Consider the following 25,113-nt stretch of genomic DNA (forward strand, 5'->3'; position numbering starts at 1 on the left):
CAACTCTCCGGCATGCCTCGCCGGGGATGAGTGCATCAAGTGAGTTATAAGGCAAACGAGCGAAATGTCAACAGGCTCAATAAACGCTGTTTGAAAACATTGCGGAAATCATGTTGTCAATTTTTCACTAAAATAGAATTTATTGCCGCCGTGTTCTTTTGCGTAGTACATGCATGTATCCGCGCATTTCAGCAGGGATTCTTCATCCGCGCCGTCGTCGGGATACACGCTGATGCCCACGCTTGCGCTGATTTGCAGCGTGGCGTTCTGAAGTTTGACTGGAATCGCAATCAGGTAGCAGATCTTGCGCGCTATGGTCTCAATGTCTTCATGACCGTTGACATTTTCAATGATAACAGCCAGTTCATCGCCTCCCAGGCGGGCAAGAATATCGTCTTTTCGGAAGTAGTTGCGCAGGCGGTTAATCATGATTTGCAAGATGCGGTCGCCAGTTTGATGGCCATACAAATCATTTACGGTTTTGAAATTGTCCAGATCAATGTATAAGAGAGCGAGGATGCGGCTGTTTTTTCGCGCCCGTGCCAATGCGTTGGCCAGATTGGTTTGAAACAGCCTGCGATTGGGAATTTTGGTCAGGGGATCGTGAGTCGCCGCCTGCGCAAGCTTTTTGTTGCTGATTTCAAGATTGATTAACAGAATGTCATTATCGTATTTCAGGACGATGGAATTTTTTATCAGCTTATGCGTCTTGAGTGTGATCAGAATCAGGTAAACTAAGGTATACAGACAGGGCAAAGTCAAACAGATGATAGACGTGATTGTCAATCAGGGCAATCGTTAGAATAAGCGGTACAATGGCAGCGATTAAAAATCCCGCTGCCGCGCCCGGGATTGCCGCTGATAAAGGCACGGCGCCCGCTGTCACCCCGGCCACCATCAGGATCATAAAAGTCTGTTCGACGGGATTGGCGGATGGAAACAGGTAAATACCCATTAAGCCCCAGCATGCGCCTCCTAGCAGCGCCCCCAGGATGTAGAGATTAACCCAGAGCTTGAGACGGTTTTCGGCGTAATCATAGCTTTTGAAAAACAGGACCAGCGCGATACGCGCGAAAGTGACGCTGAACGTGAACGCCGCCCAGACTAATAATATGACATTTGAATTTCGGGAGTCGTACAAAACGAATAAAATCAGGCTGGTGCAAAACAGGGAAGCCAGCATGGCGGTAATTGTTTGTTCATATACATGTTTTACCAGTGAAAACGTGATCTTTTCCGTTTTCATTCGGGAAATGTTTTTGTCAGGCGGATGAATATAGGGAGCGGAAGGTGAAAAATATTGCATGGCGGCTCTCCAAAATAACTTATCCATCGCATAATTCATTTTATCATTAAGTGAAATACCCGAACAGCCGAATTCTAACTGTGTTGAATCTATTGATAGTGGCGAAGGGCAAAACCGGCAGAATGCGGATAGGCAAAAAAGACATCACTCAATCGGCGGTGCGTTTAAACGCGGTGGGCAGATACAGGAGGAATACCAGAGCGGTGATCCAGAAACTGATGGGCCAGTCAGTAAAAAACGTCAGAACAATGCCCATCCAGACAACCAGAATGGCCAGAGCGACACTCAGCATTATCCCGGCCCAGGTATGATGGGTGCATTGCACGGCTATGGCGGCAGGTCCGATCAAAAGCGTGAATACCAGAATGACACCGACAACCTGGCTTGCCAGCGTCACAGCCATGGACAGGATGACGACAAAGAACACTGACATCCAGTACAGGGAAATTCCTTTTGCTTCGGCCATTTCAGGTTCGATGCTGCTAAAAATCAGGCGCCGCGCAAGAATGCCGATTCCGATGAGGCTGGCTGTCATCAGCCAGGTCATTAAGCTGATGTCTTGATCTGATACGCCCAGCAGATTTCCGAATAAAATAATGCTGGCCTGTCCCGCATATCCATTGTAGAAATGCAGAAACAGTGTCCCCAGCCCCAGGCAAAATGATAATATAATTCCGATGATCATATCGCTTTTATGCGCGCGTTCACCTAAGGATCCTATTCCTATTGCGGCAAGAACAGTCAATAGCAATTGGCCTGTCATGGGGCTTAAACCTGCGAGTAACGCACCGCTCGCGCCGGCAAATCCGATATGACCCAGAGCGTGAGCGGCGAAAGCGAGTTTGCGGAGAATAACAAAATATCCAACGATCCCGGCCAGTATGGCTGCCATGGTGCCGGCAAGAAACGCATGACGCATGAATTCGTAAGCAAATATTTCCGTCATTGTATCAATCATGATGATGTGCTACCTGTCCTAGTACATTTTGACCATCGCCGAACACAAACAAGCGGTTGTTGAATTCTATCACCTCTATCGATGTTCCATACAAGGCGCTTAATGACGGCGAAGTAATGACTTCATGCGTCTGACCAATGGCCGCCTTGCCTTTCGCGAAAAACATCACGCGGTCCATCACCTTGAGCAAAGGATTGGGGTCGTGCGCGGTGAAAAGTATGGTGATATCGAGCCTGTCTTGAATATCTTTTAACAGGTTGATGAATGTTTCCTGATAGTGCGGATCCAGATTCGACAATGGTTCGTCCAGCAGCAGAATTTTCGGATTGCCTAGCAGACTTTGCGCCAGGTAGATACGCTGTCTTTCTCCGCCTGATAATTGTTGTACGGGTCTGTCCGCATAATCATCCGCTTTTACCAGGCGCAGTAAACGGCCGATTTCGCCGGATTTTTTCCTGGACGGAAGAGGTAATCCAAATGATGTACCCTGATATGACGCTTCCAGCATGGAGCGGCAGCTAAGATTGGCTGCGCTCGCGTATTGGCGCATTTGCGGCATGTAACCCAGGTCGCTGCTCCCGTGCGCCGGCGCTTCTCCCAGTACTCGTATGTCTCCGGACAGGGGTTTTATCAGTCCTAACACTGCCTTGAGAAAAGTGCTCTTTCCCGATCCGTTTGGACCGAGTATGCCGATGAATTCGCCTTTGCTGATCTGAATGGAAATATTCGCAACGATGGGCTTGCCGGCATATCCCAGCGTCAGGCCGCGGGTGGTGATGACATCACGGGATGTATGGTTAATCATTTATTTTCCTGTTTCTGATTCAGGGCATTGTCCAGTTTCGCCAATTGCTCCATGATCCATGCCGTGAAAGTGGTGTCAGATGGCATGATCTCGCTGACCCCGACGACGGGGATATGCTGCTCTTTTGCAAGAGCGAGCATTTTTTCTGTCATGGGATTGATAACTTGATTATTATAAATGAATACCTTGGCTTTGTGTTCATTAAGAGCATTTTCAAACTCCCGGATTTGTGACACGGTGGGCGGAATATCATTCATGATGCTATTTTGAAAACCTGATCCCAGCATTTTTAAACCAATCGCGTCTGTCATATAGTTGAATAATGGTTCCGTGGCGATCACAGGTGTTCCGTGAAATTGTTTTTGCAGATTGTCAACCTTCTTCAGGACAGCTCCATAAGAATCGTTAAAGTGCTTGAGCTGCCGTGCATAATCGTCGCCGTGCGCCGGATCCAGTTGTGTCAGCGCATCAGTCACATGACGGGCGAGCACGGGCATGGTTTGAGGCATGAACCAGATATGGGGATTGCTTCCATTTTTAATATTCATCAGTCGGGCTGCCTCAAGGACAAGAGGGTGTTTCCGGGCTGTGTTTGAAAGAATGGATTTTATCCAGGGATCATAATCGGCCCCGTTGAATATAATGAGGTCTGCTGAGGCGGCTTTAATGAGGACGCCGGGCTGAATGCTGAATAAGTGCGGATCGCCGGAAACATGGGTGATGACGCTGGTGACGCTGACATGCGGGCCGCCAAGTTCCTTTACCACTTGGCCATAAAAATTTTCTGCGCACAAGACCTGAATTGGCGCTGCGGTGACGAATGGGCTGATGAAAGCAAGAAATACGATGATTAATGAGAGAATTTTCTTTGCTATCATTCTGTTGACCCCAGTCATGCATGCTCAGGATTTTGCTATAATAGCATCATACAGGATGAATCTTTAGAAAAATTACACGAGTTGGCAATGATGAATGATGAGTCCATCAAGGTGTTCGATCAATTGGCAGACCGTTATGATCAGTGGTTTGACCGGCACGTCGCTGTGTTTGAGTCGGAAGTTCTCGCATTGAAAAAAATTATACCAGCGCAGGGAAGAGGCCTGGAGGTCGGGACAGGTTCCGGACGGTTCGCTGCCGCTCTGGGTATTCGTGAAGGAGTGGAACCCTCAGCAAAGCTTGCCAGTCTTGCCGGGAACAGGGGGGTGCAAGTACATCCGGGCGTGGCGGAATCATTGCCCTTTCCGGACGATCAGTTTGACTACCTATTGTTTGGCACGGTGTTATGTTATCTGGATGATCCTCTGAAGGCCTTGTCTGAAGCCGTGCGTGTTTTGAAGCCGACAGGACTATTACTGATCGCGATGCTGGACAAGGGTTCATTTCTGGTAAAAGAATATGAAAATAAAAAGCCGGTGAATCCGTTTTACCGGCATGCGCATTTTTACACGGTGAATGAAATGCTGATACTGATTCATGCGCTTCATTTCAGGGAGGAATCCATCTATCAGACGATTTTTTCTCCGCTGGAAAATATCACGACACCGCAAGCCGTGCGTTCTGGTTATGGCGAGGGCGGTTTTGTGGTGATCTCCGCCCGTCTTCATCTTGCGGATTATCGCGAACCCTGATGCCGGTTTTACGAGAATGCTCATCTGCCATAGGTAAGGGTTGACGCAGTTCAATGAGCGTCTCCGGTTTTACTATGACGATTTTTGCAGGCTGGCTTGGACACGTTCAAGCCGTTCACGCGCGGAGCGGGCAATCTGGCGTATTTCTGGTTTGTCGGTAAGCGACATCAGGGCATCCGGGTCCAGAATGCTGACTGTAATGCTCTTGTCATTTTCCTCGCGTATCACGACATTGCAGGGCAGCAGCAAACCGATATCAGGATCAATTTCCAGGGCTTGATGAGCGAGAACAGGATTGCATGCTCCCAGTATGAGATAAGGCGGTTTATCAATGTTCAATTTTTGCTTTAATGTGGCTTTGACATCAATCTCGGTCAGCACGCCAAACCCTTCGGCCTTGAGTGCGTTGATCGTGCTTGCTACCGCGTTGTCAAACGAGTCATACAAGGTGACATGTAATCCGTACATGGTAATCATCTCCTGTGGCTGGTTATATGATAGGATAATCTGCATAAAAATGGAAACCGCTGCCGGTTTGCTTTAAACAGATACACTATTCTGAAATATGACTCAGGGAGGTGCGCTTAATGTATGCAAAAATCCTTGTTCCCGTGGATGGCAGTGAAACATCAGAGACTGCCATGAGCGAGGCGGTAAAATTGGCAAAAGACCAGGGCGCGAAAATCAGCGTTATTTATATTGCCGATGAGTACCTGGCGCCCGCCGAAGGCATCACGATTGATTTTAATCGATATGAAACCTCCATGCGTGAATACGGCTTGTCGCTTCTGCATAAAATGGAAGAAATGGCGCGCGCCGCACAAGTTCCCGTTGAAGGGAAGCTGATCGAAATTTCAGATTACAGTGATCATGTACCTGAAAAAATCATAGATGAAGCCAGAAATGGCAAGGCGGATCTGATAGTGATAGGAACGCACGGGCGCCGCGGCTTCAGGCGCTTGCTGCTAGGGAGCGTTGCTGAAGGTGTCGTGCGCCTTGCGCATATACCGGTTCTGTTGATACGTGCCAGAGAATAAACGCCCGGCGCCGGCTGAAGGCGCACCCGGTTTTTGAAACAGGAGTGAAATAATGGAGGCTGTCATGCTGATAATAAATGCACTGATTATACTGATCGCGTTTGAGCATATCTGGTTTATGGTGCTGGAAATGTTTCTCTGGGAAAAACCTGTGGGATTAAAGACGTTCAGAATTTCGCGGGAGTTTGCCGCCTCCTCCGCGCATCTGGCTGCGAATCAGGGGTTATATAACGGTATGCTTGCCGCGGGGCTGATCTGGAGCGTGGTTTCAAGCGATGCGGCCGAATCCTGGCATTTGAAACTGTTTTTTCTTCTCTGTGTAACGGTTGCTGGAGTTTACGGCGCGGTCAGCGTCAACAGGAGAATTTTATTCATTCAGGCACTGCCGGCATTGATCGCGCTTTGTCTGCTGTTTTACTCCGCCTTGTGAAAATTGAAATCGCCTGTTGAACAATGCCAGTAAATGTTCTTTGAAAAATCATCCTGAATTCGATTTTATGTATTTCGCGATGTATTCAGGCAGGTCCGCCGGAGCAAGATGGTTATAATAAGGGGGAAGTGTGCTTGCGGTATCCAGTGTCGCGTAGAGTGTTGCTTCCGGGGAGTATTCAAACAATAATTGCACTTGTCCGGCGGTTTCCCTGCCAGCGATATCCGCGATGACTTCCAGCGCCAGATCGATTCCGCTGGAAATGCCGCCGGAAGCAAAGATTTTTCCCGATTTGACGACACGCTGTTCCTTGATGTGAATGGGATACGCGGCGCGCAATTCGGGCAGCGCGCGCCAATAGGTTGTCATGAACTCATTCTCCGCGACGCCGGCCTGGCATAATAGAAATGCGCCTGTGCAGACCGAGAGGATATGTCTGGCGCAGCCAGACTGCTTTTTTATGAAAGCGAGCAGTCTGGCGTTATTGCCTTGCTGCAGTCGCCCCTTGCCGCCGGGTATCACCAGATAATCGAGATCCGGGCAGTGATCAAAATCAGTGTGGGCGTTGAGAATCACCGCGTTATCACAGGCAACAGGTGTGCCGTTTTCGGATACCAGAATCATCTCAAGCGGAGCGTGCAAGACATTTTTCCAGATGGAAAACACTTCCCATGGTCCTATGATATCCATAGGCTGCGCCTGTTCGTATAAAAGTACTCCCAGTCTGCGATTCATTCGATCAGTCTCCCGTTATCCAGTGTGTCAGCAGCGCGGCTGCGGGTACAGTCAAGAGTGTATGCCAAGATTGCAGATTTCTTCTCCATCCAGGCATTTTTTACTTTCGTGTTGTAGTGTAGTGTGAGATATCCCGAATTGTGAAGCGAACAGTTCGCGAATCTTTTGCAATACCTGTTCGCAATCGCGGCTTTTATCGATGACAACATGCGCGGTCAGGCTGACGCGGCCGCTTGTGATCGTCCAGACGTGCAATTCATGAATGTCTTTTACCCCGTCCACGCCGCGAGCCGCAGCTTCAAGTGTTTCGAGATTGATGTGAGCGGGCACGCCTTCCAGCAAGACATTGATACTTTCTTTTAGCAATACCCAAGTTCTGGGCAATACCCAAATACCAATCAGAACAGCGACCAGCGAGTCGACCCAGCTCCAGCCCGTGAATCGTATAATGATCGCGCCTGCAATCACTCCTATCGAACCCAGAGCATCACTCCAGACTTCGAGATAGGCGCTTTTCATGTTGAGGCTTTTGTCTTTTGATGCCGTTAATATCCACATGGCCGCGAGATTCACCAGCAGACCGATAAGGGCGATCACCAGCATGCCCAGGGATTGGATTTCCGGCGGGTTGCTCAGTCTGGAATAGGCTTCATACACGATATAGAGCGCGACCAGAAATAATAATATGGTATTAAAGGCCGCGGCCAGAATTTCAAAGCGATAATAGCCAAATGTTCTGACCCTGTCCGCGGGGCGCTTACCCAGCCTGATGGCAACCAGCGCGATAGCGAGGGCGGTGACGTCTGTAAGCATATGGGCCGCATCCGAGATAAGCGCGAGACTGTGCGTCAGTATGCCGCCGGCAATTTCCGCGACAAGAAAAACGGATGATAATATCAGGGCGTACACCAGTCGGTATTCGCTTGAGGCATGGGCGGTGTGATGATGTGAGTCGTTCATACTTGTCCTGCTGATACTGATATACGTCAAGTATAACAGTTATCGCCATGAGTACCCAGGCTTGCAAGAATGGCAGCCCTGTCGTTATGGTATTTGCATTTTACATGAATATCATTTATTTATCATTTTGATTATCGAAATGTATTTTGGGATAACGGAGCCAGGGAGTTGATCATGAGGTTAGTGCTGACAGGGGTCATGGGTATTTTATGGATAATGAGCCAGGCAGCGTTAGCCAATCCATATTGGGACCCGCAAAAAGTGCCGCCGGATACGGCATATTCCAGCTCGCGTCTGAAGTTGCCCGATGTGGAACGTTTAAAAACCGTGAATAATGATCAAGCCATCGATGTTTTGCGCATACAGATTGACTGGCGGGAAACGGATGAAACCTATCATGTCAGTAAAATGATTATTGAACCTTCTGGTACGCCGGCACTCATCAGGCGCAGCGGACGAAAACCGCGTTTTGGCAGCTATCTGGGCGTGTTAAGGGATAGCCAGGGTGGTGCTACTGTATATTATGACAGTATAGGCACTGGAAAAGAATACCGCCGGCTTGCCCGGGCGGTTAACTTGCGCTTCCCGGTTCCGGTCAAGGAAATGACATTCGAATTATATGCTGAAAATCCTGATACGGGTGTGATGGAACGGGTTGTTTCGCAAGCCGTATCGCCCGGGCTGCTGGAGAAGCAGCCGCCGGTTGAAAAGAATGTGGTCATCAAGGAACTTTCGGCTTCCAGGAAATCTCCGTCGCTTAGGGTGACTATTTATGCCGAAGGTTATTTGAAAAATGAAGAGAAGGCATTTTGGCAGCATGCCATGAAGACCGTGCAAGTGTTGCAGAATGAAAAATTTCCGGGCATTGATTACATGAGTTTTTATGGAGTGTTTCAGGCGTCGGACCGTAAACTGGGAAAACCGGAGAACCTGGGATTTCCGGTTCCCGAATATGGCACTTCATTGGGATTATATTATCCTTACTGGGATAACTTCGGACGCTGGTATAACATTGTTTACCCTACGCGTGAAGATAAATTCCGCTCGGGATTGGCGGTTGCTGCATACGATTACCCTCTTGTGCTTGTCAATGACAGCGGATATTGGGGAGTAGGCAATTACATGTCGCACACGGCTGTTCCTGCCGCAAATAATTACTATTTTACCTATCTGCTGCTCCATGAATTCGGACATTTTTTTGGCTTGAATGAAGAGTATGAAGGCGGGGGACGCACCGAGCTGGAGTTCGCCTATGGTATTAATGAACCATGGTCTCAGAATATTACCTTTTTGACAGACACCCGGTATGAAAACCTGAAATGGAAATCATTTGTTGATGCAAGTACCCAGCTTCCGACACCTGACTCTGCCTGGCACTCCTCGCCGCCGGTCTATGGCGCCTATCGTGGCGGTTATGCAGATTCAACCGGCTCGTATGGCCGCAGTCATAAACCGGGTCTGAATTGCGTCATGGAAGATAAAAAGCACTTTTGCGACATTTGCACGCGGGCCTTGCAGGATGTGATTCTGGATAGTCTGGGTTATCAGGAGTGATGCGGTAACGAAGCGTGCCTGGCCGGTCTTGTGGTTTACACCACAAGAGCCAGCATTTCCGCCATTCTGATTGCCCAACCGGGATCACAGTCATCTTCAAGTGACCAGGCGGCGGATAATACCAAACGAACAAATGTCCATTGCCTGAGACGATGAGGGTTCAGGTTTGCCTTTTGCGCAAGAAGACTGGTGCGCGTCATGAACAGGTTGCGAACGTGATTTTCATTTTGCATTTCGCTCGCGTGGATGAAGTCGAACGCGGCAGCCTCGAATTCAGCATCACCGATGATGCCTTTTGGGTCTATTGCTATCCATTCTTCTGTATTATCGAGGATATTGTCGTGATGCAAATCACCATGCAGTACATATTGCTGACCCATTGAGCGTAATAATTCATTTTTCAAGATGATGGCTTTTTGCAGTAAATGCTCCTGAACCGATCCGGATTTCATCGTGTCTATGACTTTTAACCAGACATCAATAGCGTCAAATTGCGGATGTTGCGGCAAAGGATTGGCCAACAGCTTGTTCATGGTGGCCGCGTATTGATCCATGACCAATTCAATTTGAGCGGGATAGAGAGATTTGAGTGTGATTCCCGGAATGGCTTGTTGTAATAGCATGGCGTGCGATGAAATGTCTTCATCAACCAGCCGGACGCACCCGCGGCCATGAAAATATCGCAACGCTGCTATTTCGCTGCTGAGGGATTTCTCATCGCAGGATATTTTTAATATGACAGGGATGTTTCCATGACGAACTGCTTTAAGCACGTAATTGAACGTCATGTTATCTACAGGCGCCAGTTGGCCAAGGTCCCAATGAATGGACAGTTGTCTGACCAGATCAGGCAGGCTGGCAAGCCATGCTTTCCCCTGATCGCGGAATATCCGTGAAATGTTTTCTGTCAGTTTAGCCATGGAGCCTGGTTTTTTGTTCATGCCCGCGGGGTGTTTATTCCGTTTCATTGTTCCGGCTGCTCCAGAGTTCTGTCTGGCTTCTGACCGTGTCTGTCAGGGATTTGTATTTAGCAAAACGCTTTCTGATCCATGCCGCATCATTTTTCCGCGAGTCAACACAGGTTTTAATGCGGTGCAACGCTGCCTCGCAGTCCAGTTTCTCGGCATAAGGTTTCAGTTGTATGCAGGTTTGTAAAATATCATCTGTCAGCGGTGTGTGATGATGCCGGACAGGATCGATAAACTCGCCTTCTAATCCGTATCGTGCTGCGTTGAATCGATTAAAGAGATAGGTCAGGTAAATTTCCCTGTGGATTTCCGGCCGGGCGTCGATCAGCCAACAGGCAAGCATTTGCGCGTAGGCAGCGATGTCTGCCGCCTTGTCAACCGTCAGCGGCGTATCGCAGATGCGTATTTCAATGGTTCCAAATTCAGGTTTGGGCCGGATGTCCCAATAAAAATCCTTCATGCTTTTGACAATGCCCAGATTAAACATGCTTTCAAAAAATGTCGAGAAATCTGCCCAGGACAACAGCCATGGAGGCGTACCGCTTAATGGAAATGCGCTGATGACGGCTAATCGCGAGCAATCGAAAGAAGTGTCCACGCTTTGATTGAACGGCGATGCGGCGGAGAGCGCGATAAACTGAGGCATGTAGCGCGCCATGGCATGGCATAGATACAGTGCGTCGTCGCCGTTATCACAGCCTATGTGAATATGTTGTCCAAACACGGTGAATTGCTTGGCAAGATAGCCGTATTGCTCGGATACATTGGTAAATCTGGCGGTAGGGAAGATGCGTTGTTTGGCCCATTTCTGGAAGGGATGCGCGCCGCCGCCGCAAACGCCTATATGGGTTTGCGCCGCCTGTTCTGCGACAATATCTCGCAGCACATGTAATTCGCTGATCAATGATTGATAAGTCTTGTGTACAGAAGAATTCAGTTCAATCATCGCCAGCGTGATTTCGGGCTTGATTTCACCGGGATGTCGGGTTTCAGACAGACGGCGCAAAAAATCTTTTGATTCCATTGCCAGGTTGTAATTTTGCAAATCCACCAGCTGTAGCTCTAGTTCTACACCCAGGGAAAAGGGCTCGCTCTGTGTGAATGGTGGTAAGGTGCTCATTTAGGCTTCCTCGGCAGGCTTTTCTGAAATGACTTCGCCGGATTTCACGAATGCGAATTGTGTGGCGATCGGGCCCAGAATATTGAGGATCGCGATGACGGTCGCAGAGATTGTCAGCAAGTGAAATCCAAGATTGGGATTGAAATCCAGCATAATGTTAGACATGCCTATGGCTTCGCCGGCCATGGGGGTGAGAGTGAGGCATAATGCCCATGTCTGTTGTCTTGTCAAGCGGCTGGAACGGGCAAACAGCCAGATGCCCAGGGATTTCGCAGCGGTTCTTGCGATGATAAACGCCAGAACGACGGTAGTTGCCAGCCATAATCCTTTCAATTGCAGATTTACGCCCGTGATGACAAAAAGCAAAATGAAGAACAGCCTGGCCAGCCAGCCAAAATCGACTTCTGTCAATACATGGTTGCGATCAAAATTTCTCGCGCAGATGCCTAGCGTAAAAACTGACAGCATGGATGAAAGGTTGAGAAAGCTGGACAGGCCGATGGCGAAAATGACACTGCCGACGAATAATACAAATTGGTTTTCCTTGCGCTTGCCAATTAATCTGGCAATGCCAATGGTGATCATGAACGTTATAACGCCGAATACAATGGATCCCAGGAGGCGGTAAAACGTGTGCATGATGATAACCGGAATGGAAGCATCCTGCTGACTCAGGGGCAGCAGAAGCGTAAACGTGACCAGTCCGAATAAATTATTCAGACTGGTCAGGATCAGGGTGCGGCGGGTGACGGGGCCTTTGGAGTCGAGATCGTAGGCAATCATCATGACGACCGCAGGGGCTGTCGCAATGGCAATGGCGGCAGTCAGCGAGGCGTAAATCCAGGGCAGATCGAACAGATACAGAACAATAAAGACAAAGACAAACGTGAGCAGTGATTCCAGTAACGACATGCGGACGATTCCGCGGTCGTGTTTTAACCATGTGAAATCCAGGTGTCTTCCCAGATCGAAAAGTATCAGACCCAGGGATATATCCACGAAAATTCTGGCGTTGGCCAGCAAAGAAGGCGTGACAATTTTGAATGCTTCGGGACCGACCAGAAAACCCACGGCAATGTAACCTGAAATGGTAGGGAGGAAAGGAATGCGTTTGGCGACTTCGCCGCCTATCAGGCCAAGCAAAAGTGTCAGGCCAAACAGTGTCACGGGGTTAACATGTAATGGAAATGTCGGTAAAAAATGCATCGGTCAATCCTCAAGAATTGCGCGCAGCTTTAAAAACAGACAGCGAGTATTCATTCATTTCCCTCGCATACGGTATGCAATCCTGGCAGCAAGGGCCAGGGAAACCGTTCAGATATGTTTTCAGGTCATCTGCGCTGTATTATACCGCGATAACAAATGAATTTTCATTGATTAACGATATTGAGTAAAAATAATGCGTATTCAGTAATAAGATCATGTAAAGCTACCTGATTATAAAAGTGAAAGCAAATAAAAATATTTCGGTCTGCAGATTCAAACGCGAGAAACTCAGTATGAATCTTTGGTTTCTATTCTTCCAGTGTGAAATCATGATGCATTTTGCGCTGAAAGATCTTGTGTTATCATCCGGGCTCAGGGTCGTTGCATTCTGTTTGAATCGTCATTGAATTGCGCTGACAATTTCCGTCTTGCGAGATGGATGATATTTTAATTGGCAGGCGCGCGTGCGCGCGCCGGGATGATTATCATTATATGAAATTTTCTATTTACAGTTCTCGTATACGACAGATGATCATATTTGTTTTGAGCGCGATCGTGTTGCCGTGCGGCATGGCATACGGGTCGGCTGCCTCCGGCTCCGGCATGACTCTATCCAAAACCACATTTGCTCGCCTGCCCGGATGGGAGCGGGACAATCAGGCGGAGGCATTGCTTGCGTTCAGACAATCTTGCGCGGAGATAGTCAATCGTAATCCCGAATCGTACAAAGCCGCTCTTCAGGAACATGTTTCCACGCAGACGTGGCAGGCTGTCTGCAAAGCAGCGGCAGCGCTTCATCAGGCTGATAACCGGACTGCGCGCGAGTTTTTTGAATCCTGGTTCGTACCGTTTCACGTCCGTGATCGGGAGGATTCGACAGGATTGTTCACCGGCTACTACATGCCGGTTATTCATGCGCGGTTGCAGGCGGATAAACGCTATACGGTTCCGGTGCACGCACTTCCTGATGATTGGGTGAAAATCGATCTGGGGGCGTTTTATCCTGACATGGCAGGGAAAACGCTGGTTGGCCAGGTGAAGGATCATTTGCTTTATCCATATCCTGAGCGGCGTGCCATTATCAAGGGCGCGCTTGCAGGAAAAGCGCGAGTGCTCGCCTGGGCCGATAATCCGGTGGATGTTTATTTTGCCCAGGTCCAGGGTTCATCGCTGGTGGAATTACCTGACAGGCAGCGCTTCATTATAGGTTACGCGGGTGATAACGGTCATCGATATACTTCCATTGGCAAAATACTGATAGCGAAACGTGAAATAAGCAGAGAAGCCGTGTCAATGCAGTCGATTCGCGCATGGATTATGCGGCATCCAGACCAGGCTGAAAATCTGATGAACCAGAATGCTTCTTACGTATTTTTTAAAAAACTGGACTATTCCCAACCCCTGGGAACGGAAAAAATACCGCTGACACCTCGGCGTTCGCTGGCTGTGGACCAGCGCTATCTTCCCCTGGGTGCGCCAGTCTGGCTGAGTACATCCGTGCCAGCATATGATGGGAAACATGCCAGCAAGCCGTTTCAACGCCTGCTCGTGACCCAGGATACCGGCGGCGCCATCAAGGGCATAGTGCGCGGCGATGTTTATTGGGGTTCGGGTGACCAGGCGGCGTATATCGCCGGCCATATGAACAGCCCGGGACAATACTGGATTCTGCTGCCGCGCACCCAGGCTTGATTTTTACCGTCTGTATGCGTGGAATATCGGTATAATAAACATTCCCGGCATCTGAAACAGAGGCACATCAATGGAAAAAATTTTTTCATCGCAGGATATTACGCTGGTCAGCTTTTATCAGGCAATGCTTGAAGATAACGGCATTGCGTCGATTATCAAAAATTATTATCTTTCCGGAGGTGTTGGCGACCTTCCCGCGAATGCTTGTGTTCCGGAATTGTGGGTGCTGGATGATAATCAGGCGCAGGCTGCGCGAGAACTGCTGCGAGGGAAAACAGGCGCACCCTGGCAGTGCGATTGCGGTGAGCAAATGGCTGCGCAGTTTTCACAGTGCTGGAAATGCGGTCGTGTCAGGGAGAAATGAATCTGTCAGGCGCGCTTCGTTTGCCGGAACCGGATCCTGGACTAGAGTGCTTTGATATTGTAAAAGACACCTGCGGAAACAAAATCCATATTGTTAGAACTGCCGCCAGCATTTCCTGTGATTCGTGTGAGTCCCAGCTCCAGCGCCATGTCAGGGATAAAATAATAATCGATTCCCACTGTTACAGTCGGGTAAACCTTGCCGCTGCGCTTTTTTGTGGTGATGGTATAAGCGGCCGGAGGATTGATCTGACTGGCGGTGCCGTTGATAGTGATGCTGGAAATGCCGCTAATAGTAATATCTGTCTGGGTGCGGGTGTATAACCATACCCCTCCGACCTTGGCAAACAAGTCAATTCCATAATTCATGGGCAATATGCCCTTGAAAACCAGGTCAATCGCATCTTGCTGCATGGAGTCGTGCCGGCTGTCCGATTCCACCGCCAGGGTAGCGGGCATGGGAGCGGAATTATCCAGAGACAGGGTGGTCGCGGCATTCAGCGAGGCGTCATAACTGAGGGAGGTGCTGCGGAAATTGGTGTATCCCAGCTCAATTGCGAGATTGGAATAGAATTGATAACCGAAAAATAATCTCCCGGTGAAGACATTGTCTTTGGTCTTGTTTACAAACGAAGTCACGTCAATGGAATTGACGCCCAGAGAGCTGATGGTCACGCTGGAGTTATTCACCATCACAGAGGAACCCGGTATGGTGGCGGCGACCTGGGTAAAATCCGGCAGGACATCCGATTCGGGCAAGTCAGAAGCGTTGGTTGCCGTGTACCCTCCCTGAATGCCGATATAGTAACCCATACTACCCGCATAAAGAGAGGATGAGACTGTTCCCAGTGCGGCTGCCGATAAGGCGGCGAATAATGCTATCCTTGAGTGGCGCATGTGCGATCCCGGCTTGATTATCTTAAGTCTGCATTCTAAATGAATTTATGCGAAACGAAAAAGCAATTTTTATCAGAATAGTGTGGGTGGTCATCTGCGACGGACCAATGGCATATGTCATACGAACCAGGCAAACTATATATTAGGAACAGGAGGATACCATGAAATTCAAACACGGTTTGATTCCGGGCTTGGCAGGATTATTCTGGCTGATTTCGGGTTGGTGCGGCTATGCCCAGGCAGTGTCAGTCATCACGCTGCCCGCCTATTATCAGGCGGCATGCGGAGATTACACCGGCACCTGGCAGGGATTTATGACGGATCCCGCGGATTTGTTTGGAAATGGAGGTCCCTGGCCGGTCACCATCAGTTTATATCACCAGGATGGGCGTATCGCGGGAAGCAGTTCTGCAGTCAGTTATGCCGCGGATTCGGGAACGATAGAGGGCAAAAGAATCTGGGCGCAATGCCAAAACGGCGTGCTGAAAAATATATTCTGGGGCAAGAAAAATGCTTGCGGCAGTTTCTCCCAGGACGGTGCGCTGGTCAGCAAAAATGCTTTGGTCTTGCGGCTCAACTATGAAAATGCCATGACTGGCACGAATTTTCTGCTCTTTTTGCAGCGCAAAAATAATCATTATGACGGCCCGGTTCCAGCGCAGAAATCCGACTGGATCCTGGATCACGTTAACAGCTGCCACTGAACCAGTCAAAAAGGCCGGGAGATTGCAGGTATATTTCAGACAAGGAGGGTGTGAACATGATGGTGTTGTTATTTCTCATATTGCTTGCCGCTGTTATAACGGCATGGACAGGCTACAGGCAGGCGGCACTCAATCTGTTTACCGTCAATATGGTATTGGCGGTCGTCTGGTTTTTGCATCACGTCAGTTCACAATTGACAATACAACTTTAACAAGTCAGGGAGACAGGATATGACAGGAAAACTGACTACTCGTTCTTTCGCGGGACTGTTCAATCTGCTGGAACTCGCGGGAATTCTGACGACATTATTCATGGCATTCGCATTCCAGATCATATTGAATGAATTGCCTTGCCCCTTGTGTTTGTTGCAGCGTATCGGCTTTCTTGGCATAGCATTCGGGTTTTTATTAAACCTTCGCTTTGGAATGCGTCCCAGCCATTATGCTATTGCATTGTTCAGCGCTATTTACACCAGCTTTGTCGCATTGCGGCAAATTGCCTTGCATGTCGTGCCCGGAACAGGGTCTTATGGCGATGCTCTTTTAGGCTTTCACCTCTATACGTGGTCATTCATCATCAGCATGACGGTAGTGACAGTGACTATTTTGCTGATGGGTCTGGACCGGCAATATGAGCAGGCCACGTTTCCTCACCGTGTTTCCGTGCTGGTTCATGTTCTTTTCTCCATTATGGTAGTGTTGACTGCGGCAAACCTGGTTGCCGTCTACATGGAATGCGGATTGTCGCAATGCCCTGATAACCCCGTGCACTACCGTATAGTCAGCCGCTGATAACAGGAAAGCGAGTCTTGCGGGTATGTGCATTTATTGTGCATGCAGCACAAATACGTGCTGCCAGATCACCTGTCTGCCACGGCCATGATTTCACTTCATCTGATCTGCCGAGTAGTTGCTCTCGAGATAGAAAATGTTATCCTGATGGCTGTTTGTATCAAACCATCTATCAAAAGGTGAATCATATGAAACATTTCGTGATCCGTCTGCTAGTTTTACCCGCGCTTCTGATTTTATTTCCGCTTCACGCACTGGCGTCTGAAACATACGAATTTGATCCCATGCATACTTACGTGCTTTGGCATATCAATCATTTCGGATTTTCCATTCAGACCGGAAAATTTACCATGGTGGAAGGCAAACTGGTTGTCGATGATGCCAAGCCGCAAAACAGTCAGGTGAACGTCACCATTCCCATGCAAAATATCGCAACCGGAATTCCCAAGCTGGATGAGCATCTTGCAAGCAGTGATTTTTTTGATGTCAAAAAATTTCCAACAGCGAGTTTTAAAAGTACCAAGGTGGAAGTGACTGGTAAAAATACAGGAAAAGTCTACGGAAAATTGACCATGATGGGTGTTACCAAGCCTGTCACGCTGGATGTAAAGCTTCTCAAGGAAGGTATGCATCCCATGAAAAACAAAAAATCACTTGGTTTCAAGGCGACTGCTTCTTTCAAACGGTCCGAGTTTGGCCTGGACAAGTATGCGCCCGCACTGGGTGATGAAGTACAGATAGAAATTGGTGCGGAAGCGAATCTGGAAAAATAGGCAGCCTGTGTTATGCCAAATGTCAGAAATTCACAATATGAGTATGGATCAGTGGCCATCTTCCTGCACTGGGTAATGGCGCTGCTAATCATTATTTTATTGATTCTGGGTCTTTACATGACCGGTTTGCCGGTGAGCCTGCGCAAACTCAGGTTTTATGGCTGGCATAAAGAGCTGGGTGTACTGGTTCTGGGACTGGTCATTGTTCGCGTTGCATGGCGGCTGGGAAATGTGACGCCGCTTTTACAGCCATACCTGCCTGTGTGGGAAGCTGTAGCGGCGCGCTGCACTCATTGGGCATTTTACCTGCTTATGGGGGCATTGCCGGTCACGGGCTGGATCATGTCGTCTGCCGCGGGTCTGCCGGTGTCATTTTTCGGCTGGTTTGTGCTGCCTGATTGGGTGGCGCCTAATGAAGAATTGCGGGTTTATTTCCGGGAGATACATGAATATCTGGCTTACACTTTGATTGCCCTGATCTGTCTCCATGTCGCGGCAGCGTTAAAACACCATTTCATCAACAAGGATGATATCTTGCGGAGGATGCTGCCATGAGGCATTCGGGATTCTGTCTGAAGCGTGATCTGGCAATCGTCATCATGACAGTATTGCAATACCTGATACTGTTTTATCCTGGAGCCGCGTCTGCTGATGTGGCTGTCTGGCAGATTGTGTCTGACAAGAGCAGTCTGGTTTTTACGGCCACACAAAACGGCGCGCCTGTGAGCGGTTCATTCAAGACATTCAAGGGCGACATAGAATTCAGCCTCTCCGATCTGGAGCACAGTCGGGTAAATATCGTGGTGGATACAGGTTCGGTGTCTGCTTCTTACAGTGATCTGGTAGATGCGCTGAAAACGCCTGACTGGTTTAATGTCAAGGTTTTTCCTCAGGCCGTGTTCAAGGCGGACCGGTTCAAAAAGACAGGAGAGAAGACATATCAGGCAGATGGAACGCTTACCATCCGCAATATCACTAAACCGGTTGTCATTACGTTCTCGGTTGAAGAAGCAGGAGACACGAAAGCGCGGATCAGAGGTGGAACAACGATACAACGGAATGATTTTGGTGTCGGACAGGGTGACTGGGCAGGCACAGATGAAATCAAAAATGATGTCAGAATCGATTTCGTCTTATCGGTCGTACGGAAGTGAGCACAAGGCTTGCATTGAATGCATGTATAAGCGCTACCAGGGAATGGGTTTGCCATGACGGTAAAACCCGCCATGAGGTCCATTGTCCGGCAAAGTGGCAGCCCATACTATGCTGGCTGCGCCTGCGCTGACCGGGCCTCCTCCTGCACCTCCCATATCCGTAGCGACCCACCCAGGGCAGACAGCGTTGACCAGAATGCCGCTTCCTTCCAGTTCTCCCGCCAATGTCCGCGTCAGCGCATTGAGCGCAGCCTTGGATACCTGATACGCCGGGGGACCTGCGCCCATGGCGGTGATTGATCCGGATCCGCTGGAAACATTGACTATGCGTCCATGAGCAGATTGGCGGATGAGCGGCATGAATGCGCGAATCATTCTCCATGCGCCCAACAGATTGGTATCCAAGGCTTCCTGCACCGTGCCTTCAATGTCTGCGTCAGATGCGGTTTCCCAGGTATCATAATGAATCCCGGCGTTATTGATCAGTATATCCAGGCAGCCGTATTCATTATTTACATACTGGTATAGTGCCTGGATGGAAACCTCATCTGTGACATCCAGAACACAAGGCGTGATTTTGCCGCCCAGCCCAGGGGTTGCATACAAGGTATCTGCCGCCGCTCGGCCTTTTGCGGGATCGCGTGATCCCATCAGTACCAGATAATTTTTCGCGGCCAGTTGCCGGCAGGTCTCCAGACCTAATCCGCGATTGCCTCCTGTGACCAGTGCAATACCCTGAAAATGATGTGACGTATGCATGATGATGATCTTTTTAATATGGAAAATGGCAGCCCGGTTCCGGTTCTACTTGGGTGTGGATTTGTCCTCGGTTTTCACCCATTCACACACTTCCAGGCCGTCCACAATGCGCTGGGTCGGCTGAAAATTTTCACGTGAGGTGACCGGCTCAATCATTTGTTTGGCAATTAATATGGAATTGGGCGGAGCGTGCTTTTGCATGTGGCCGGCGATGTCGATGACGCGGTCACTGAATTGTTCCAGCGGTATGGAGTCATCATAAAATACCCGGCCGCCATTCACACCGCAGCGAATGGAGAAATCCCGTTTCATGGATTTGACTTCACGATTGAAATAATTCAGGCTGTTCAGAATATCTTCCGCGGCCTTTACGGCTTCTTCCACGGTATTAAAGCACGCCATGACGCCGTCAGGCGTCCAGGATGCCTTGATAAGTCCATGGTCTTTGAATTTGGCTTCGACAAAATTATGGTATTCCAAAAAATCCAGTTCCACTGTCGCAGGATCTTCGCCTTGTTTCATTCCGGTGGAATCTACCACGTCGATGGCGAGAAAAGCGAGGTCACGGCCGATTTTTTCCAATTCCTTTTTGATGTTCGCAAATTCCTTGAGTAATTCCTGTCGGTTTTTGCCTGAAGAAAGGCTGGCTTGTTCCATCTTGCTTTCCAGCAAGGCGATTTTGTCTTGTTGAGTGGGAGACTTATAAGTCTGCTGTATTTTGCGTAATTCATCCATCATGCGCTGCTTCTGCCCAATAAAACGCAGCTTTTCGGAAAAACTCCTGGTTAAATCCATGCAAATGAGCAGTGCAATCAGGGTGATGACGCGCGAAAGATCATATCCAGCAATTCGCGTGGGAATATTGTCCCTGACAGTTTGATTAAGTGTGGTTTCCCATTGAATGACAGGTTGTAAATAGTGATAAGAGGTGACATTGGAAATATACGGAAGTACCACGCCAAAGAGAGTGACAAGCAAAGCGGCTAACAAAACCCATCTGATCAGAGTAAGAGCAAAGATGGTAATCTTGGCTATAAAATTAAACATATCCTTATCTCTTTCGCTATGGTCTTAATTATGATTATAGCCTTGATGGCAAGTGATTAGCTATTGTTTGCAGTCAGGTTTTCCATCTGTCAGCAGTGGCTTTGTGGATTGCGTCCATGTTCACTTGGTTAAACGGCTCTGTTACCCTGCAATGAATCATCTATTGCAGGGAGGGGAGAGCCGCGCTCATACCTGGCTAGAATGCCTGCAGGGATAGACCTGAGGATTATAGCGCCTGCCCCTGACATGAATGCATGCTTATCACGGATCCACCACCATGCAATCATACGGGCCAGGGCATGGATTGGAAAATTCGATGATATAAGTATTGTCCGTGCAGCTGGGCAGACCGCATTGTGATGGATAATCATAATAACCGCAGCCGCCACCGCCCTGCGAACACCCCATGTTTGTGCAGCCTGCCAGCAGCGCAGCGCTGCTAAGAATGGTGATCAATAAAATTGTTTTCATGGCATCCCCCTCGTTTTACATTTTTTGTTCCTGTCATTTTTTAATATGAAAACAGAATCGTCACACCGTTTACATGGCTTCATCCATTGAGCAGCAATCCGATTTTAAAGAACAAATCGCGATAGAATATCGTGATAAGAATATTATACTACGTTCAGCGGCGGATTCGGTGATGGCGCAGCTGTTTGTCTGGTATGACAGTGATAAGATTCGAAAAAAATCGTGGCATCCTTCTTGATAATCCGATCAGTCCGGTCTATTTCCCGGTTCCCTTGATGACAATCCGGGATGTCACTGTCTTGACGCCGGGAATGGATTTCGCAAGATTGATGGCGTTGCTGATTTGTGCCATAGAGGATGCTGTTCCCGTTAATGTCACTTCTCCCTCATGACAGGCCGCCTGAATATTGGAAGATGCCAGTGTTTGCTCCTGGGAGAGACGGGAAAGTATGGCGGTCACAATTTCCGTGTCGGCGGGAGTGGCCGCGGTGGTTTGCTGCGAAGCCTGATTTACTGCGGGCAGTTTCGCGTTAGGATTCATGATGACGTTATTCGGCATAATGGCGCCGCTTGTGGTGGTGGAAACGGCGTTGATATCTTGTTGTGTGATTTTATTCATATCCACATTTTGCGAGATAACCGGTCCTGCGTAAAACCATGCGCACGCAAGCATGCCTGCAGGCAGACGGCGGCAGAGTATTATGATCAGATCACGGACTGGAAGCATCATGACACAATCATGGTTTCCAGCATTTTGCTGATTTCGTTGCGCAGTTCGCGGTTATTGGCATGTCCGTGACATTTGACGGCGTGGTCCACCACCGCATCCAGTAAATCTTCCCGCTGATTATCCGGCGCCATCAGGACAACCTTGCAATTGGATTCGCTGGGATAATTTCCGCAATTGGCAATCAGCCACTTTCCATTTTTCAAGCCCAGTTCATTTTGTTTCATGTGAATATTCCTCGCGCGGTTAAACTATATGGATTACCTGTCAATATTCATGCCGGGATAGATGGTCGGATCATCATCCCCGGTGCTCATGTCAGGATCATAATTATCATATGTGTTATCGATATACCTTCCGCTTCCATAAGCGTTGGGTGAAGTATTGAATTCCACAAATTCATGAGTTTGTATGCGATAACAGCCTGCCGCTGTGACGCAGGGCGCCATTACCACGGGCATTGGGCAGGCGTAATAATATGCGTTGCAGGGAATGTAGCGATAATATTTGTAATGCTTGTAATGCTTGATTTTTTTATAATGTTTTTTGTGCTTATGCTTGTGAGGCTTGACGGGATAGCTGCCGCAGCAATTGACGCACTCAACAAACGGGCCGGGAGCTGGCGGTATGAGGTATCCTGCATGTGCTGACGGGATTGAAAGCGTGACACAGCAGAACGATATGATAGTGATGGATGCGGCAAGTTTACTGACTATTCTTGTAGTTCTCATCAGCGCGACTCCCTGACTATGTCTTAAGTATTATTTTAGCACCAGTTGCGGATTGAATGGTAAAATGGCAGGTTTGATTGGCGCGGGAAGCAAGTTTTAAGCAGAAGTATGCAAGGTTAACCTGCTGTTATCACACATTTTTTAAAAAAACATGTTATCGGGCTCTTTGCGACAACACTGCGTGTGGCTGTGCCGACAGATTAAGCGGCAGATCCCATGTCTCGTTCACAGGGTAATGTTCAGTTTTCCGAATAAAATCAATGCGACGGTTACGGCAAGTGCAATCCAAAGCAGCCATAACAAGGTGACGGCGCCGGGAAGAGTGTTTTTGCTTATCAGCCAGTAAATCGATGCTGGAATGCCGACAATGAGGCTGCAAATAATCGTCGTGACTAATCCAAATCCTATGCCGTACCCAATAATAAAGCTGAAATTTTCCGACAAGGTGAATCCGCCAATATAAAGCTGCCATGCCTGGAGAATAATGCCGGTGACGGAAGCGATAAAAAACAGGTTGCGTATCTGAAGCCACATGACAGTCTGTTCCTTTTCCATTATTTTTAAGTATAGTAGGCGAGAGTGACGGATATGTTAAGGTATACAGAAGATGTTATTTTTATAGAAAAACATTTTATGGGAACAAGGCGTACGGCGCATGAATATGAATATGAATGACTATCTGAATGTGGCGGCTTATCAAGGGCCGGTCAGTGAAGATAGCGTACAAACCAACCTGGACAAGGTTCTGGAAATCACTGAGCTCGCGGAAAAACTCCAGGTTGACATACTCTGCTTTCCTGAGACGTTTTTGCATGGATACTTTTCTTCAAGAGAGGAAGCCATGCGGCATGCGCTTGATTTAAACAGCGTGGAATTCAGGGCAATTTGCAATCGTTTTTCCTCGTTTGAAAAAACAACGGTACTGCTTGGCGTCAATGAAATGGTGGAAGACAAAATTTATAACACGGTGGTGGCCATTGAGAAGGGTAAATGCCTGGGCAGATACAGAAAAGCCTATACTTATGCTCCATATGATTATTATGCTCTTGGAAGAGACTTTCCTGTTTTTGAAAAAAAAGGGGTGAAATACGGAATTATCGTGTGTCTGGATAGTGTATACCGGGAGCCGGCTTATCTTGCCGCTTTGCAAGGCGCGAGGGTTATTTTCTGTCCGTCTTTTAATCGCGTCCAGAAAGAGACACACATGTTTCATTACCTGCATCGTAAAAGCCATTTCATCAGCCGGGCATTTGACAATCACTGCTGGTTCATTGTCAGCGATATTATTTGGGACAAGGGGGAAGAGGCGTGTCCGGGTTGTGCATGCATTCTGAATGACGAAGGTGAAATGATTGCAAAAGCAGACGCATTCCAAGAAGTATTACTGTCTTATCCCATTCCGCTTGCCAGATTGAAGGAGCAAAAGAAAATCCGGCTGCTGGGAAATCCGGAATTATTCGAAATGATGAGCGTTGCCTATAAAAAGGCACTGGCGGAAGCCTGACTATCAAATCCGGAGCGGTTCTCAGACCTGAACTTTGCCTTCTTGTATGGCAGCCAGTCCTTTCTGATAAAGCGTTTGCTCTTCTGGAAGCAGGTTTGCGCATTCCTCCACTGTCAATGCGAGAGGCAGGAGTGAGGCAAGCGACCGGGTATTGATATAAAACCTGCATAATTCGGCAATATTCTTGCGGTATGCCACGCCGCCGTAACCAATAAACCGCGTGACCAGGTCGAGTGTGACGACATCATTCAAGCCGTCACCCACATGCAATACGTTCTTATGACGGGTTTTAATCTGTCTGACAATTTCCCGTTTGCCGTCATTATTGACCAAGGGAGAGCTGCGCTCGAAATCCAGGAAATTGCCCTGCTGGTCAAAGCGCAAGTCCACGGCATAGACATTTTCAGGCGGAATTTGCAGTAGTTCGCCAAACATTTTCACGGCGGGATTGACGCCGGCAGAGACAAGATACATGGATTTGTTCAGACGCTTGAACAAGCTGATGACATCGCTGACATCAGGAATGCGGTGGGCAAAATACTGATGGCCCAGCGCGTAGACTTGCTCGCGCCGGGGAAAGACCAGATCCAGGCGCTGTTGGTAGAGGGCGGGATTCAATCCTGTTTTGCTCATGGCATCCTGGGTCAGCGACTGGACTGCTTCTCCCACGCCATTGTTTTTTGCCAGAAAATCAATGCCTTCGATTGCGCTTAACGTGCCATCACAATCAAATACGATGGCAGATAAAGGGGAGCTTAATTGCCAACTTGGTGAGGTCATGTTATATACCCG

At 48.5% G+C, this 25,113-nt stretch carries 33 protein-coding genes; 13 read left to right on the forward strand and 20 right to left on the reverse strand.

Annotation, left to right across the window (positions count from 1 at the left end):
* Positions 1-108: 108 nt before the first annotated feature.
* The 5 genes from AQULUS_RS04500 to AQULUS_RS04520 form a co-directional block, all read right to left on the reverse strand.
* On the reverse strand, positions 109-786 hold the full coding sequence (locus tag AQULUS_RS04500; RefSeq protein ID WP_148338910.1) for a GGDEF domain-containing protein: 678 nt from the start codon (positions 784-786) through the stop codon (positions 109-111).
* Positions 701-1,333, reverse strand: coding sequence for a hypothetical protein (locus tag AQULUS_RS04505; protein WP_148338911.1), 633 nt, complete (start codon positions 1,331-1,333; stop codon positions 701-703). The genes AQULUS_RS04500 and AQULUS_RS04505 overlap by 86 nt, the downstream gene beginning before the upstream one ends.
* Positions 1,334-1,454: 121 nt before the next feature.
* Positions 1,455-2,252: a metal ABC transporter permease gene (locus AQULUS_RS04510; protein ID WP_197737290.1), complete on the reverse strand. Its 798-nt coding sequence runs from the start codon at positions 2,250-2,252 to the stop codon at positions 1,455-1,457.
* Positions 2,253-2,256: 4 nt separating this feature from the next.
* Positions 2,257-3,069, reverse strand: coding sequence for a metal ABC transporter ATP-binding protein (locus AQULUS_RS04515; protein ID WP_148338912.1), 813 nt, complete (start codon positions 3,067-3,069; stop codon positions 2,257-2,259).
* A complete protein-coding gene (locus AQULUS_RS04520) occupies positions 3,066-3,947 on the reverse strand; it encodes a metal ABC transporter solute-binding protein, Zn/Mn family (protein WP_172622731.1) in 882 nt (293 codons plus the stop codon). Before AQULUS_RS04520 ends, AQULUS_RS04515 begins: the two co-directional genes overlap by 4 nt.
* Before the next feature lie 87 nt (positions 3,948-4,034).
* Between AQULUS_RS04520 and AQULUS_RS04525 the strand changes: the two genes are divergently transcribed.
* Positions 4,035-4,697 carry a class I SAM-dependent methyltransferase gene (locus AQULUS_RS04525; RefSeq protein ID WP_232051829.1) on the forward strand — a complete coding sequence of 221 codons (663 nt, stop codon included), beginning with the start codon at positions 4,035-4,037 and terminating at the stop codon, positions 4,695-4,697.
* Positions 4,698-4,769: 72 nt separating this feature from the next.
* On the opposite strand, the gene AQULUS_RS04530 is transcribed toward AQULUS_RS04525, so the two are convergent.
* Positions 4,770-5,165 (reverse strand): DUF302 domain-containing protein, encoded by a 396-nt coding sequence (locus AQULUS_RS04530; protein ID WP_148338914.1) that lies wholly within the window; start codon positions 5,163-5,165, stop codon positions 4,770-4,772.
* 119 nt (positions 5,166-5,284) lie between these two features.
* Between AQULUS_RS04530 and AQULUS_RS04535 the strand changes: the two genes are divergently transcribed.
* Positions 5,285-5,734, forward strand: a complete 450-nt coding sequence (locus AQULUS_RS04535) for a universal stress protein (protein WP_148338915.1) — start codon at positions 5,285-5,287, stop codon at positions 5,732-5,734.
* Positions 5,735-5,798: 64 nt separating this feature from the next.
* On the forward strand, positions 5,799-6,164 hold the full coding sequence (locus AQULUS_RS04540; RefSeq protein WP_232051830.1) for a DUF1304 domain-containing protein: 366 nt from the start codon (positions 5,799-5,801) through the stop codon (positions 6,162-6,164).
* Positions 6,165-6,212: 48 nt separating this feature from the next.
* Here the strand turns inward: AQULUS_RS04540 and AQULUS_RS04545 are convergent, their stop codons facing one another.
* Positions 6,213-6,899 (reverse strand): DJ-1/PfpI family protein, encoded by a 687-nt coding sequence (locus tag AQULUS_RS04545; protein ID WP_148338917.1) that lies wholly within the window; start codon positions 6,897-6,899, stop codon positions 6,213-6,215.
* Positions 6,900-6,950: 51 nt separating this feature from the next.
* Positions 6,951-7,859 carry a cation diffusion facilitator family transporter gene (locus tag AQULUS_RS04550; RefSeq protein ID WP_148338918.1) on the reverse strand — a complete coding sequence of 303 codons (909 nt, stop codon included), beginning with the start codon at positions 7,857-7,859 and terminating at the stop codon, positions 6,951-6,953.
* Positions 7,860-8,033: 174 nt separating this feature from the next.
* Here AQULUS_RS04550 and AQULUS_RS04555 point away from each other — a divergent pair, with 174 nt between their 5' ends.
* Positions 8,034-9,413 carry a M64 family metallopeptidase gene (locus AQULUS_RS04555; protein ID WP_232051831.1) on the forward strand — a complete coding sequence of 460 codons (1,380 nt, stop codon included), beginning with the start codon at positions 8,034-8,036 and terminating at the stop codon, positions 9,411-9,413.
* A 35-nt stretch (positions 9,414-9,448) separates the two neighbouring features.
* Here AQULUS_RS04555 and AQULUS_RS04560 read toward each other — a convergent pair whose 3' ends face one another.
* Genes AQULUS_RS04560 through AQULUS_RS04570 form a run of 3 tightly spaced genes read right to left on the reverse strand, consistent with a single transcriptional unit; the run spans position 9,449 to position 12,707 of the window.
* Complete coding sequence (locus AQULUS_RS04560) at positions 9,449-10,381, reverse strand: aminoglycoside phosphotransferase family protein (protein ID WP_148338919.1); 933 nt, start codon at positions 10,379-10,381, stop codon at positions 9,449-9,451.
* The gene (locus AQULUS_RS04565) at positions 10,368-11,501 is read right to left on the reverse strand and encodes a YbdK family carboxylate-amine ligase (protein ID WP_148338920.1); all 1,134 of its coding nucleotides are present in this window, start codon (positions 11,499-11,501) and stop codon (positions 10,368-10,370) included. The genes AQULUS_RS04560 and AQULUS_RS04565 overlap by 14 nt, the downstream gene beginning before the upstream one ends.
* Entirely contained in the window at positions 11,502-12,707 is a 1,206-nt protein-coding gene (locus AQULUS_RS04570) for a cation:proton antiporter (RefSeq protein WP_148338921.1), read from the reverse strand.
* Between the two features lie 492 nt (positions 12,708-13,199).
* Here AQULUS_RS04570 and mltA point away from each other — a divergent pair, with 492 nt between their 5' ends.
* Both mltA and AQULUS_RS04580 read left to right on the forward strand, forming a co-directional pair.
* Entirely contained in the window at positions 13,200-14,399 is a 1,200-nt protein-coding gene (gene mltA / locus AQULUS_RS04575; protein ID WP_172622732.1) for a murein transglycosylase A, read from the forward strand.
* A gap of 70 nt (positions 14,400-14,469) precedes the next feature.
* A complete protein-coding gene (locus tag AQULUS_RS04580) occupies positions 14,470-14,763 on the forward strand; it encodes a putative signal transducing protein (RefSeq protein ID WP_148338923.1) in 294 nt (97 codons plus the stop codon).
* Between the two features lie 41 nt (positions 14,764-14,804).
* Here AQULUS_RS04580 and AQULUS_RS04585 read toward each other — a convergent pair whose 3' ends face one another.
* A complete protein-coding gene (locus AQULUS_RS04585; protein WP_148338924.1) occupies positions 14,805-15,659 on the reverse strand; it encodes a hypothetical protein in 855 nt (284 codons plus the stop codon).
* A gap of 161 nt (positions 15,660-15,820) precedes the next feature.
* On the opposite strand from AQULUS_RS04585, the gene AQULUS_RS04590 reads away from it, so the two are divergent.
* From AQULUS_RS04590 to AQULUS_RS04615, 6 genes are all read left to right on the forward strand, one after another.
* Positions 15,821-16,363 (forward strand): hypothetical protein, encoded by a 543-nt coding sequence (locus AQULUS_RS04590; protein ID WP_148338925.1) that lies wholly within the window; start codon positions 15,821-15,823, stop codon positions 16,361-16,363.
* A gap of 56 nt (positions 16,364-16,419) precedes the next feature.
* Positions 16,420-16,575, forward strand: coding sequence for a DUF5993 family protein (locus AQULUS_RS04595; protein ID WP_172622733.1), 156 nt, complete (start codon positions 16,420-16,422; stop codon positions 16,573-16,575).
* Between the two features lie 19 nt (positions 16,576-16,594).
* Entirely contained in the window at positions 16,595-17,155 is a 561-nt protein-coding gene (locus AQULUS_RS04600; protein ID WP_148338926.1) for a disulfide bond formation protein B, read from the forward strand.
* A gap of 188 nt (positions 17,156-17,343) precedes the next feature.
* Complete coding sequence (locus tag AQULUS_RS04605; RefSeq protein WP_148338927.1) at positions 17,344-17,928, forward strand: YceI family protein; 585 nt, start codon at positions 17,344-17,346, stop codon at positions 17,926-17,928.
* Positions 17,929-17,940: 12 nt separating this feature from the next.
* Positions 17,941-18,483: a cytochrome b gene (locus AQULUS_RS04610; RefSeq protein ID WP_148338928.1), complete on the forward strand. Its 543-nt coding sequence runs from the start codon at positions 17,941-17,943 to the stop codon at positions 18,481-18,483.
* Complete coding sequence (locus AQULUS_RS04615) at positions 18,480-19,082, forward strand: YceI family protein (protein ID WP_232051832.1); 603 nt, start codon at positions 18,480-18,482, stop codon at positions 19,080-19,082. Before AQULUS_RS04610 ends, AQULUS_RS04615 begins: the two co-directional genes overlap by 4 nt.
* A gap of 33 nt (positions 19,083-19,115) precedes the next feature.
* On the opposite strand, the gene AQULUS_RS04620 is transcribed toward AQULUS_RS04615, so the two are convergent.
* From AQULUS_RS04620 to AQULUS_RS04650, 7 genes are all read right to left on the reverse strand, one after another.
* Positions 19,116-19,841, reverse strand: a complete 726-nt coding sequence (locus AQULUS_RS04620) for an SDR family oxidoreductase (protein ID WP_148338929.1) — start codon at positions 19,839-19,841, stop codon at positions 19,116-19,118.
* Positions 19,842-19,886: 45 nt separating this feature from the next.
* A complete protein-coding gene (locus AQULUS_RS04625) occupies positions 19,887-20,888 on the reverse strand; it encodes an adenylate/guanylate cyclase domain-containing protein (RefSeq protein ID WP_232051833.1) in 1,002 nt (333 codons plus the stop codon).
* A 261-nt stretch (positions 20,889-21,149) separates the two neighbouring features.
* Entirely contained in the window at positions 21,150-21,359 is a 210-nt protein-coding gene (locus tag AQULUS_RS04630) for a hypothetical protein (protein ID WP_148338930.1), read from the reverse strand.
* A 256-nt stretch (positions 21,360-21,615) separates the two neighbouring features.
* A complete protein-coding gene (locus AQULUS_RS04635) occupies positions 21,616-22,089 on the reverse strand; it encodes a BON domain-containing protein (protein WP_148338931.1) in 474 nt (157 codons plus the stop codon).
* Complete coding sequence (locus AQULUS_RS04640) at positions 22,086-22,313, reverse strand: DUF1059 domain-containing protein (RefSeq protein ID WP_148338932.1); 228 nt, start codon at positions 22,311-22,313, stop codon at positions 22,086-22,088. The genes AQULUS_RS04635 and AQULUS_RS04640 overlap by 4 nt, the downstream gene beginning before the upstream one ends.
* A 33-nt stretch (positions 22,314-22,346) precedes the next feature.
* Positions 22,347-22,817 carry a hypothetical protein gene (locus AQULUS_RS04645; RefSeq protein WP_148338933.1) on the reverse strand — a complete coding sequence of 157 codons (471 nt, stop codon included), beginning with the start codon at positions 22,815-22,817 and terminating at the stop codon, positions 22,347-22,349.
* Between the two features lie 225 nt (positions 22,818-23,042).
* On the reverse strand, positions 23,043-23,351 hold the full coding sequence (locus tag AQULUS_RS04650; protein ID WP_148338934.1) for a hypothetical protein: 309 nt from the start codon (positions 23,349-23,351) through the stop codon (positions 23,043-23,045).
* A 121-nt stretch (positions 23,352-23,472) separates the two neighbouring features.
* On the opposite strand from AQULUS_RS04650, the gene AQULUS_RS04655 reads away from it, so the two are divergent.
* Positions 23,473-24,321 (forward strand): carbon-nitrogen hydrolase family protein, encoded by an 849-nt coding sequence (locus AQULUS_RS04655; RefSeq protein WP_148338935.1) that lies wholly within the window; start codon positions 23,473-23,475, stop codon positions 24,319-24,321.
* Between the two features lie 21 nt (positions 24,322-24,342).
* On the opposite strand, the gene AQULUS_RS04660 is transcribed toward AQULUS_RS04655, so the two are convergent.
* Positions 24,343-25,101 (reverse strand): HAD-IB family phosphatase, encoded by a 759-nt coding sequence (locus AQULUS_RS04660; RefSeq protein WP_148338936.1) that lies wholly within the window; start codon positions 25,099-25,101, stop codon positions 24,343-24,345.
* Positions 25,102-25,113 lie beyond the last annotated feature (12 nt).

The sequence above is a fragment of the Aquicella siphonis genome, from assembly GCF_902459485.1.
In the GTDB taxonomy this organism is placed as follows: Bacteria; Pseudomonadota; Gammaproteobacteria; order DSM-16500; family DSM-16500; genus Aquicella; species Aquicella siphonis.